This is a genomic window from Microbacterium allomyrinae (genome assembly GCF_020682705.1).
In the GTDB taxonomy this organism is placed as follows: domain Bacteria; phylum Actinomycetota; class Actinomycetes; order Actinomycetales; family Microbacteriaceae; genus Microbacterium; species Microbacterium allomyrinae.
Map to the genome: position 1 here is coordinate 121,424 of NZ_JAGTTN010000008.1, position 9,946 is coordinate 131,369.

General features: G+C 69.8%; 10 protein-coding genes and 1 riboswitch. Of the genes, 2 read left to right on the forward strand and 8 right to left on the reverse strand.

Going from position 1 to position 9,946, the window contains the following annotated elements; all coding sequences use genetic code 11:
* Positions 1-74: 74 nt before the first annotated feature.
* Positions 75-1,211: an N-acetylglucosamine-6-phosphate deacetylase gene (nagA, locus tag KEC57_RS17550; RefSeq protein WP_229385992.1), complete on the reverse strand. Its 1,137-nt coding sequence runs from the start codon at positions 1,209-1,211 to the stop codon at positions 75-77.
* Positions 1,212-1,276: 65 nt separating this feature from the next.
* Positions 1,277-2,779 (reverse strand): beta-N-acetylhexosaminidase, encoded by a 1,503-nt coding sequence (locus tag KEC57_RS17555; RefSeq protein ID WP_372457099.1) that lies wholly within the window; start codon positions 2,777-2,779, stop codon positions 1,277-1,279.
* A gap of 173 nt (positions 2,780-2,952) precedes the next feature.
* A riboswitch (ZMP/ZTP riboswitch) is annotated at positions 2,953-3,037 on the forward strand.
* A gap of 53 nt (positions 3,038-3,090) precedes the next feature.
* Between KEC57_RS17555 and glyA the strand changes: the two genes are divergently transcribed.
* Complete coding sequence (gene glyA, locus KEC57_RS17560; protein ID WP_229385994.1) at positions 3,091-4,365, forward strand: serine hydroxymethyltransferase; 1,275 nt, start codon at positions 3,091-3,093, stop codon at positions 4,363-4,365.
* Positions 4,366-4,459: 94 nt separating this feature from the next.
* Positions 4,460-5,341 carry a bifunctional methylenetetrahydrofolate dehydrogenase/methenyltetrahydrofolate cyclohydrolase gene (locus KEC57_RS17565; protein WP_229385995.1) on the forward strand — a complete coding sequence of 294 codons (882 nt, stop codon included), beginning with the start codon at positions 4,460-4,462 and terminating at the stop codon, positions 5,339-5,341.
* A 10-nt stretch (positions 5,342-5,351) separates the two neighbouring features.
* On the opposite strand, the gene KEC57_RS17570 is transcribed toward KEC57_RS17565, so the two are convergent.
* From KEC57_RS17570 to KEC57_RS17595, 6 genes are all read right to left on the reverse strand, one after another.
* Positions 5,352-5,999, reverse strand: coding sequence for an NAD(P)H-dependent oxidoreductase (locus tag KEC57_RS17570; RefSeq protein WP_229385996.1), 648 nt, complete (start codon positions 5,997-5,999; stop codon positions 5,352-5,354).
* On the reverse strand, positions 5,996-6,469 hold the full coding sequence (locus KEC57_RS17575) for a MarR family winged helix-turn-helix transcriptional regulator (protein WP_229385997.1): 474 nt from the start codon (positions 6,467-6,469) through the stop codon (positions 5,996-5,998). Before KEC57_RS17575 ends, KEC57_RS17570 begins: the two co-directional genes overlap by 4 nt.
* 48 nt (positions 6,470-6,517) lie before the next feature.
* Positions 6,518-7,252: an amino acid ABC transporter ATP-binding protein gene (locus KEC57_RS17580; RefSeq protein ID WP_229385998.1), complete on the reverse strand. Its 735-nt coding sequence runs from the start codon at positions 7,250-7,252 to the stop codon at positions 6,518-6,520.
* Complete coding sequence (locus tag KEC57_RS17585; RefSeq protein ID WP_229385999.1) at positions 7,249-8,094, reverse strand: amino acid ABC transporter permease; 846 nt, start codon at positions 8,092-8,094, stop codon at positions 7,249-7,251. The genes KEC57_RS17580 and KEC57_RS17585 overlap by 4 nt, the downstream gene beginning before the upstream one ends.
* 20 nt (positions 8,095-8,114) lie before the next feature.
* On the reverse strand, positions 8,115-8,963 hold the full coding sequence (locus tag KEC57_RS17590) for an ABC transporter substrate-binding protein (protein ID WP_229386000.1): 849 nt from the start codon (positions 8,961-8,963) through the stop codon (positions 8,115-8,117).
* Between the two features lie 164 nt (positions 8,964-9,127).
* The gene (locus KEC57_RS17595) at positions 9,128-9,694 is read right to left on the reverse strand and encodes a hypothetical protein (protein WP_229386001.1); all 567 of its coding nucleotides are present in this window, start codon (positions 9,692-9,694) and stop codon (positions 9,128-9,130) included.
* Positions 9,695-9,946: the final 252 nt, after the last annotated feature.

Genomic DNA, 9,946 nt, shown 5'->3' on the forward strand with positions numbered 1-9,946 from the left:
GGGCGAACGCGGCGCCGTCGGCGCGGAGGCGACTCGGGGGAGGGGCCTCCGCGCCAGGGCGTCCTCGAGCAGACTCAGGCGCTCCGGCCCGCGACCCACACCCGCTGGACGCGGAGCTCCGTGTCCAGCAGCACCGCGTCGGCGATCGAGCCGAGGCCGAGCGTTCCGAGGTCGGGGCGGCCGATCGCACGTGCCGGAGTCGACGTGAGCGCCGTGACGGCGACCGGCAGCGCGATCCCCGCGGCGACGACTCGGCGCAGCGCCTCGTCCTGGGTCAGTGTCGAGCCCGCGATCGCGCCGCCGTCCTCCAGGCGCGCGACACCGTCGACGACCTGCACCGCGAGTCCGCCGAGGGAGTAGTGTCCGTCGCTCGCACCGGCGGCGGCCATCGCGTCGGTGATGAGCGCCACGCGGCCACCGGCGACGGCGAAGACCGTGGCGATGACGTCGAGGTCGACGTGCACGCCGTCCGCGATGATCTCGAGGATCACCCGGTCGTCGCGAAGCGCCGCGATCACCGGCCCCGGCGCTCGGTGGTGGATGCCCGGCATCGCGTTGAACGCGTGCGTGAGCAGCGTGGCACCCGCGTCGAACGCACGGTGTGCGGTCGCGGCATCGGCATCGGTGTGCCCGACGGCGACCGCGACGCCCGCGCCCACGAAGCGTCGGATCGCGGCGTCCGCGCCCGGCAGCTCGGGGGCCAGCGTGACCTGACGGATCGTGCCGCGGCCGGCTTCGAGAAGGCGATCCACGGATGCCGCATCCGGCGCGCGCAGCAGGCTCTCGGTGTGCGCGCCCTTGTGACCGGCGTCGAGGAAGGGGCCCTCCAGGTGCGACCCGAGGATCGTGTCGTCGGACTCGCACAGGTCGGCGACCATGGCGGCGCGCACGGCGAGGTCGTCGACCGAGGCGGTGACGAGCGAGAGTACGGCGCGCGTCGTGCCGTGCGCACGGTGCAGCGCCCGGCCCAGGCGCACGGCATCCGGTCCGTCGTCGAAGCTCGCGCCCGCCGCACCGTGGCCGTGGATGTCGATGAACCCGGGGACGAGGCATCCGCCCGCGCCGTCGATCGTCTCGTCGGCGGGTGGGAGGTCGCCGCCGGTGCCGATGGCCGCGACCCGTCCTTCGTCGAACAGCGCCCACGAGTCGCGCGCGGCAGGGTCGATGGACGCGGCTCCGAGCAGACGGACGGAGTGGACGAGTGTGCTCATGCGGTGACTCTGCTCATTCGGTGACTGTGCTCATTCGGTGACTGTGCTCACTTCGGGGGCGCCCCTCATTCGGTGGCCCAGGAGATCTCGTCGGACGGGTGGAAGCCGATGCCGAGGCTCGTCCAGAGCGGTCCGAGCGTGCCGACCCGTGCCCGGAACGACTCCCATGTGCGCAACTCGCTCGCTCCGGTCGCGGGCGACCAGGCAGCCTCCGCGGCAGCGGCGATCCGGGGGAAGGCCATCAGATCGATGTCGTCGAGCGTCCGGATCGTCTCGGTCCACATCGGCGCCTCGACGCCGAGGATGTCGGAGTCGTCGATACCGGCGATGACGTCGGACGGTTCCCACGAGTACGCGTCCTCGACGCTCGTCGGGCCGTTCGCCCACGAGAGGCCGAGGGCGGGCCCACTCGGGTACTTCATGTCGAGATAGATCGCATCGGCGGGCGAGAGGATCAGCTGAGAGCCGTTCGAGACGAACGCCCGCGCCTTGTCGTCCATGCCGTCCGTCGGAGTCACGTACCCCCAGTACTGCCCCACCGTCGTGTCGGCGACGCCCTTCGCGGAGCCCGCCTCGTGCCAGGCGACCGGGGTCTTGCCGAGGTCGGCGATGATGTCGCTCGCCCGCTCGACGAACAACGCGAAGTCCTCGGCCGACGTGCCCAGGGCCTCGTCGCCGCCGAGATGGAGATAGGGACCGGGGGTCATGCCGGCGAGCTCGCCGAACACGTCCGCGACGAAGTCGTACGTCGCCTCGTCGTGGATCCGCAGCGACGAGAAGCCGACGGCGATTCCCTCGTAGGGCGCACCCGCGATCGGCAGTTCGCCCCCGGTCTCGCGGATGTCGTCGCTGAGCACCGGCGCCTCGGCCAGTTCCGGATATGCGAGGCCGACCGCGTGCGTGTGGCCGGGAAGGTCGACCTCGGGCACGACGACCATGTGCCGCGACGCCGCGTATTCGACGATGTCGCGGTAGTCGTCCTTCGTGTAGAAGCCGCCCGGGTCGCCGCCCACCGACGTGCCGCTCGCGAGCTCGGTGAGGCGTGGGCGGGAGTCGAGGTGCACGCGCCAGCCCTGATCGTCGCTCAGATGCAGGTGCAGCGCGTTGAACTTGAGCGTCGCGGCACGGTCGATGTAGGCCTTGACGGTCTCGACCGGGTGGAAGTGGCGGGCGACGTCGAGCATGACGCCCCGGTAGGCGAAGCGCGGCGCATCGTCGATCCGGACCGCGGGGATCGCCCAGCCGTCGGCGTCGCGCGTCACCAGCTGCGCCAGCGTCTGCACACCGTAGAACAGGCCGGCCGCATCCGCACCGGTGACGACGGCGGCCCCATCCACGGTGATCCGGTACGACTCGGCGGGTCCGCGGCGCTCGATGCGCAGCTCCACGCCGCCGGTCCCTGACGCTGCCGAAGAGAGCGCCAGCCCCGTGCGGGCCGTGAGCAGTGCGGTCAGCGTTGCCGCGGCATCCGCTTCTCCGCGCAGCGCGATCTCGTCGGTCAGGCGGAACGGCTCGCCGGAGCCGGCCTCGAGTGAGGAGGGGAGGGGGACGACGGCGGGGAGCGACACGGTGTCTCCATTCTCTGCGACCGGTACGCATGCGGCCAGCAGCGCGGCGACGACAGCAGCGGTCACGACAGCCCGTCCTCGACGACGAATCATGTAAAGAGTCCTAACAAAAGGTCGGGCTCAGCCTAGCAGGACGGTCACGAGCACCGCTCGGACCGCGGAATCCGTTATGCTCGGGATGTCGCGACTGGCGTTGAGGTGGACTACCACCGGGGAGCGACGGACTACGGCATTCGACCGCACGCCTGGGCCGATGTGATTCCCGGTACCCCGTGCCGCGCACCCCGAAAGCCGCAGTCAAGGAGATCGTCATGACCGATCAGTACTTCAACGCCCCTCTCTCCGAGGTCGACCCCGAGATCGCCCAGGTGCTCGAGCGCGAGCTCGAGCGTCAGCGCGGCTATCTCGAGATGATCGCATCCGAGAACTTCGTTCCCGTCTCGATCCTGCAGTCGCAGGGCTCGGTGCTCACCAACAAGTACGCCGAGGGCTACCCGGGGCGCCGCTACTACGGCGGCTGCGAAGAGGTCGACGTCGCCGAAGAGCTCGCGATCCAGCGCGCGAAAGCGCTGTTCGGCTCCGAGTTCGCGAACGTTCAGCCGCACTCGGGCGCCTCGGCGAACGCCGCCGTGCTGCACGCGATCGCGCGCCCCGGCGACACGCTGCTCGGCCTCTCGCTCGACCAGGGCGGCCACCTCACGCACGGCATGAAGATCAACTTCTCCGGTCGCCTCTACAACATCGTCGCGTACGGCGTGAACCCCGAGACGAGCATCATCGACATGGACGAGGTGCGCCGCCTCGCCGTGGAGCACAAGCCCAAGGTCATCATCGCCGGGTGGTCCGCCTACCCCCGCCAGCTCGACTTCGCCGCCTTCCGCGCCATCGCCGACGAGGTCGGCGCGCTGCTCTGGGTCGACATGGCGCACTTCGCCGGCCTCGTCGCGGCAGGGCTGCACCCCAATCCGGTGCCCCACGCCCATGTCGTGTCGTCCACGGTGCACAAGACGATCGGCGGACCCCGCTCGGGCTTCATCCTCACGAACGACGCCGACATCGCCAAGAAGATCAACTCGGCCGTGTTCCCGGGTCAGCAGGGCGGACCGCTCATGCACGTGATCGCCGCCAAGGCGACCGCGTTCAAGCTCGCCGCGACCCCCGAGTTCGCCGAGCGCCAGGAGCGCGTGCTCCGCGGTGCCTCGATCATCGCGGACCGCCTGTCGGAGCAGGACGTGAAGGATGCCGGGATCTCCGTGCGCTCGGGCGGCACCGACGTGCACCTCGTGCTGGTCGATCTCCGCGACGCCCAGATCGACGGCAAGCAGGCCGAAGACCTGCTGCACGAGATCCACATCACCGTGAACCGCAACGCGGTGCCGAACGACCCGCGCCCTCCGATGGTCACTTCGGGCCTGCGCATCGGCACCCCGGCACTGGCGACCCGCGGCTTCGGCGATGCGGAGTTCACCGAGGTCGCCGACGTGATCGCGCTGGCGCTGCTTCCCGGCGCCGACGTCGAGGCGCTGCGCACCCGCGTGGCTGCCCTCACCGCCGCCTTCCCGCTGTACCCCGGTCTGCAGCAGTAACAACCACTTCGTCGAGAATCGCCGACGCGCGTGAGACTCCTGCGGAGTCTCACGCGCCCGAGCGATTCTCGCTGGGACGAAAGGCAACCAGAACATGACGGCGATCACGCTCGACGGCCGTGCGGCCGCGGCCGGCATCAAGGAAGAGCTGCGCGGACGTGTCGCAGCCCTCAAAGCCCGGGGCGTCACACCCGGCATTGCGACCGTGCTCGTCGGCGCCGACCCCGCGTCGCAGCTGTACGTCGGCATGAAGCACCGGCAATCCGAAGAGATCGGCATGAACTCGATTCAGCGGGAGCTGCCCGCCGAGGCCACCCAGGCCGACGTCGAGGCGCTGATCGACGAGCTCAACGCCGACCCGGACTGCCACGGCTACATCGTGCAGCTGCCGCTGCCCAGACACATCGACACCGACGCGATCCTCGAGCGCATCGATCCCGCGAAGGATGCCGACGGCCTGCACCCGACAAACCTCGGGCGCCTTGTTCTCAACGTCAACAGCCCGATCACCTCGCCCCTGCCGTGCACGCCCCGCGGCGTGATCGAGCTGCTGCTGCGCAACGGCTACGACCTCAACGGCAAGGACGTGGTCGTGGTCGGTCGCGGTGTCACGATCGGCCGATCGATCGGGCTGCTGCTCACCCGCCGCGAGTACAACGCGACGGTGACCCTCACCCACACCGGCACCGCCGACCTCGCGAAGCACCTGCGCCAGGCGGACGTGATCGTCGCCGCCGCGGGCGTCAAGCACATCGTGCGGGCCGAGGACGTCAAGCCGGGCGCGGCCGTGCTCGACGTGGGTGTCACGCGCGAGACCGACCCCGAGACCGGCAAATCGGCGATCTACGGCGACGTCGCGCCCGATGTGGCCGAGGTCGCCGGATGGCTCTCGCCCAATCCCGGCGGAGTGGGCCCGATGACCGTGGCGCTGCTCATGACGAACGTGGTCGAGGCGGCCGAGCGCTCGCTCGGCTGACCTCCGGCCCTCAGGCGCCGACGAGCTCGGCGCGCTCCCGCGCACGCGTGGCATCGGCATCCGTCGCCCCGAGCGAGGCCATGCCGCCGATCCAGCGCGCGCGATCGGCATCCGTACGATGCCGCACCTCGGCAAGACGTGTGACCCCGCGCACGCGGATGCCGCAGTACTGCAGCGTCGCGGACCGCAGCGACCGGATCGGGGAGTCGCGGTACATCCACGCGTTCCAGATGCCGGGGGAGTCCATCGTCATCACGATGCGCGCGGTGCGACCCGTGAGCAGCTTGTCCCACAGCCGCCCGCGCTCGCGGTAGCGGAACGCGAAGCCCGACACGAAGACGCGGTCGATCCAGGCCTTGAGGACGGCGGGGTAGGACCCCCACCACTGCGGGAAGAAGAACGCGAGGTGGTCGGCCCAGTCCACGTCGTCGATGTACGAGGCGACATCATCGGCGAGCGGCAGGTCGGCATCGCTGCGCGGCATCCGCAGTTCGTCGCGAAGGGACGGATGCCGGGGCACGTCGTCAGCGGCGAGGTCGACGACACGCACCTCGGCGCCGCCGGCGCGCGCGGCCTCGGCGTACGAGTGGGCGAGCGCGTGGTTCAGGCTGCCGGCGAGCGGCGTGCCGATCACGACGAGGATGCGGGGCGAGGTCATGGTGCGGTCTCCTTCGTTCGGGCGATCCGGGCCGCCGACTTCTCCATCACGAGGCCGGTCAGCGCCGCGAGCTGGCGGTTCAGTCGAGGCACGTCGATCGGATCCGCGTCGAGGGCGGGGTCTGCGAGCATCGCGGTGAACTCCGTTTCGAGGGCCGTGCCCGCCGTGCGGACCAGGTCGGCGCCCTTCGGCGTGAGCGTGAGCAGGATGCTGCGCCCGGCGCCCTGCTCGGACCGTGCGGTGATCCAGCCGCCATCGACGAGCGCGGGCACGCGCTTGCTGACTGCGGCCTTCGTCACGCCCAGGCAACGGGCGAGTGTCGTCATGTCGGCGGGCTCCACCTCCGACAGGATCGCGAGGAATTGGAAGTGATTGAAGCTCACGCCGTAGTGCTGACGCAGCACGTCGTCGGCGTACGCGTCCAATTCGGCGATGAGCTCGTGGAGCGTGAAGCTGATGCGTTCGGACACGCCTCAAGTCAACCAGTTGACTCGCCGAGAGTCAACTGGTTGACACGCTCAGTTCAGAAAGCGCGTCAGGAACGCTCGCGTGCGCTCCTCCCGCGGTGCGCCGAAGACCTCCGCGGGTGGGCCCTCCTCGGCGATGCGGCCCTCATCGAGGAACACGACCCGGTGCGCGACATCCCGGGCGAACGCCATCTCGTGCGTGGCCATCAGGATCGTCGCGCCGTCCTCGGCGAGACTGCGCACCAGCTCGAGCACCTCGCCCACGAGCTCAGGATCGAGCGCCGATGTGATCTCGTCGAGGAACAGCACCTCGGGTTCGGTCGCGATCGCGCGGACGATCGCGGCACGCTGCTGCTGCCCGCCCGAGAGGCGATCGGGATGCTCGGACGCCTTATCGGCCAGGCCGATCCGCTCCAGCAGAGCGAGCGCGCGCTCCTCGGCCTGCCGTTTCGGAACCCGGCGCACGACGCGCGAGGCGAGCGTGACGTTGTCGAGCACCGACAGGTGGGGGAAGAGGTTGTAGCTCTGGAACACGGCGCCGAAGCGCGCGCGGACGGCGTTCGCGTCGACGCGGGGATCGGAGATGTCCTCTTCGCCGAGCATGATGCGTCCGTCGTCGATCGGCTCGAGCAGATTGAGGCAGCGCAGCAGCGTGGACTTGCCCGATCCGCTCGCGCCGATGAGCGCGATCACCTCGTGCTTCGCGAGCGTGAGATCGATGCCGCGCAGGACCTCACGGTCGGAGAACGACTTCCACAGGCCCTCGGCGCGCAGCAGGACGCTCATAGGACCGACCCCGTCTGCTCGCGTGCGCGAAGCTTCGCGGTGTACCAGTCGGTGAGTCGGATCGAGGGGATCGCGAGCAGGATGAACAGCACTCCGGCGACGATGTACGGCGTGAAGTTGTAGGTCTGCGATGTGACGATCTGCGCGGCGCGCACGGCATCGACGGCGCCGAGGATCGAGATCAGGCCGACGTCCTTCTGCATCGCGACGAAGTCGTTCATCAGCGGCGGCGTGATCTTGCGCAGCGCCTGCGGAAGGACGACTCGACGCAGCGTCTGCACGTAGCCGAGTCCGAGTGAGCGTGCCGCGAGACGCTGCGAAGGATGCACCGCCTCGATCCCGGCGCGGATCACCTCGGCGACGTAGGCGGAGTAGGTGAGCGTGACGCAGAGCGTGCCGAGGACGATCGGCGGGATGCGCGTGTCGGCGATGGTCGGCAGCCCGAAGCCGAACAGGAACAGCACGATGATGAACGGCAGGCCACGGAACACGTCGGTGTAGGCCGCCGCGAGCACGCGCACGGGGAAGAACACCGGCCCCCGCAGGGTGCGCAGCACCGCGATCAACAGCGCGAAGACACCGACCGTGACGACGGACAGCCCCAGCACCTGCAGGTTGAGGAGGAAGCCGTTCCAGACGCGGGGCAGTGCCTCGAGCGCCACCTCGGGGTTGAAGAACGACTCCTGGACCACGGCCCAGGTGGGAGTGGTGAAAACCGTCAGCCAGACGATCGCCGCGAAGGCGAGCGTCGAGACGACCGCGAGCAGCACCGAGCGCTGTTCGCGGCGGTGCCGATAGGCCCGGCGGTCGAGTTCGAGCGCGCTCGGCAGGTGGGAGGTCACGGAACGACGCTAGCGCGGCGTCACTTCAGGAGTGTCACACCCTGCCCGGAGCCGAGCCACTCGTCGGTGATCTCGGCCAGGGTGCCGTTCTCGCGCAGCGCGTCGACCGCGGCGGTGACGTCGGCGGTGAGCGGGGAGTCCTTCGCGAGCAGCAGGCCCCACTCGTCGGGAACACCCGCCACCGGCAACTCGCCGACGATGAAGGAGTCCTCGATGTAGACGCCGGTCGCGTAGTACGCGGTCGGCAGGTCGAGCACGATCGCGTCGATCTGATTCGCCTGGAGCGCAGCGACCGCGTCTTCGTTGGAGTTGTAGAGCAGCGGCTCGACGTCGGGGTCGATGGCCTCGTCGATCGTGGTGGCGCTGGTGGATCCGGCCATGGCACCGAGCACGAGGCTCTTCAGCCCCGCGATGTCGGTGACGCCATCGGCTGCGCCGCCCTCGATCGCGACGACCGCTTGACTCGCCTCGTAGTACGGCGACGAGAAGTCGACGGCCTGCTTGCGCTCGTCGGTGATCGTGTACTGCTGGATGTTGAAGTCGAAGCTCTTGGGACCCGGAGCGATCGCGGACTCGAAGCTCGTGCGCACCCACTCGACGTCTTCGGCGGCGAAGCCGAGTTCCTCTGCGACCGCGTACGCGACGGCGGCCTCGAAGCCCTCGCCCGACGCCGGGTCGTCGTCGATGACATAGGGGTAGTACGCGGTCTCGCCCGTCGCGACGGTGAGCTTGCCCGGGGTGAGGTACCCGGCATCCGCGTCGTCGGACTCCGTCGGCGACGCCGACCCGCCGGACGCGCAGCCTGCCAGCGCGAGCGCCGCGACAGCGGCGCCGACGACCAGGGAGAGGGAACGGGAACGACGCGACATGGTGCCTCCAGAAGCCGGGTTCGTCGCGCGCTCGTGCTGTCGGGCACGCGACGGAATGCTTCCATCATGGGCGACGGGCGCGGCGCCGCGGGCGGTGCGCGTCGGTTTGTTACATGCCTTTCATGAACGGCCGGAACGCGTCCGGTCGTGCTCGGCCGAGAGATTCAGCCGTTGCCGAGTTCGTCGAGCATGCGCCGCTGCTCGTCGGTGAGGCCGTCCTGCAGCTCTCGCCTGCCGGCCGCGGCCTCGGGCGTCGGGATTGCGGGGGCGGCAGCATCCGTCGTCGTCGTCGCCGTGCGACCGGACGCCTTGTCGTAGAGGGCGCCCGCGTGCGCCTCGACCTTGTCGTCGATCGCGCCGTAGATCGCCCAGCCGATGAGCAGGATCACCGGCGGCAGCACATAGCCCCAGAACGCTCCGAAAATGCCGCCGCCGATCGATACGCCCGACAGCAGCACGGTCGCGATCCAGACCAGGAACGCGATGGCGAAGGCGAGGAAGAACTCGACGATCTTCTCGCCGGCCTTGGTGCGCTGGTTCGCGGACTTCGCCGCCATCGAGCGGAACCACTTCTCGACGAGGGGCTTGACCCAGATGACGAGTGCCGTCATCACGATGCCGGCCCACAGCGCCGCCCAGCCCACGCGTGCGGGAGTGAGCCACCCCACGACCAGCAGAACGACGATGTTGAACACGAGCAGCGCGCCGAATCGCACGATCCACTTCTTCATGGATTCACTGTGCCACGTCGGGCGCCGTGTCGTCTCGCCGACCGACGGATGCCTCTTGTGCGCCACCTTCCTGCGAGCGCGCCGTCGCGCGACGCGACGGATGCGTCTTGTGCGCCACCTTCCTGCGAGCGCGCCGTCGCGCGACGCAGCGCTCGCGGGAATCTGTAGCGCTCGCGGGAATCTGTAGCGGTCGCGGCCGGCGCCGCGCTCGGCCGGCGCCGCGCTCGGCCGGCGCCGCGCTCGGCCGGCGCC

Bases quoted from the DNA above. Each gene is read 5' to 3' on its own strand.
- KEC57_RS17565 (WP_229385995.1), top strand. From the start codon at position 4,460: ATGACGGCGATCACGCTCGACGGCCGTGCGGCCGCGGCCGGCATCAAG.
- glyA (WP_229385994.1), top strand. From the start codon at position 3,091: ATGACCGATCAGTACTTCAACGCCCCTCTCTCCGAGGTCGACCCCGAG.
- KEC57_RS17580 (WP_229385998.1), bottom strand. From the start codon at position 7,252: ATGAGCGTCCTGCTGCGCGCCGAGGGCCTGTGGAAGTCGTTCTCCGAC.
- KEC57_RS17590 (WP_229386000.1), bottom strand. From the start codon at position 8,963: ATGTCGCGTCGTTCCCGTTCCCTCTCCCTGGTCGTCGGCGCCGCTGTC.
- KEC57_RS17570 (WP_229385996.1), bottom strand. From the start codon at position 5,999: ATGACCTCGCCCCGCATCCTCGTCGTGATCGGCACGCCGCTCGCCGGC.
- nagA (WP_229385992.1), bottom strand. From the start codon at position 1,211: ATGAGCACACTCGTCCACTCCGTCCGTCTGCTCGGAGCCGCGTCCATC.
- KEC57_RS17595 (WP_229386001.1), bottom strand. From the start codon at position 9,694: ATGAAGAAGTGGATCGTGCGATTCGGCGCGCTGCTCGTGTTCAACATC.